Annotated in this window: 1 protein-coding gene; it reads right to left on the bottom strand. The window is 57.1% G+C overall.

Features of this window, described 5'->3' with window-relative positions; translation table 11 throughout:
- Positions 1-301 (bottom strand): hypothetical protein (locus AC1RPW_RS08340; RefSeq protein ID WP_481769497.1); only part of this gene is annotated, 301 nt, incomplete at both ends.

Here is a 301-nt window from a genome sequence, read left to right as displayed (position 1 = left end):
ACGATCAGGTCCGTGGAGTGTGCGTGCGGAACAGCAAACCGCTTGAACAGCGAGGAACTTGCCTCGGCGCGTTCGCGCACTTCACTGAACGACTGCTCGTTGTACAACACGCCGTCTTTGTAGACGGTGCGGAGCATGTTTTCGCGACCACCCAACTCCGAGGATTGAATGACTTCGAGGATGCCTTCGTCCGACTGCACAACCGCAAGGTGACCCTTCAACGATTTCTTGGATTGAGCGGTAACCGGGTCCTTCATGATCCCGGTCCAAGCCTCGCGGCCATTGGTAATCGCGCTTGCCT

The organism is Dellaglioa sp. CoH-55-MRSF-8, assembly GCF_056782195.1.
This window is presented reverse-complemented; position numbering and strand designations above follow the sequence as displayed.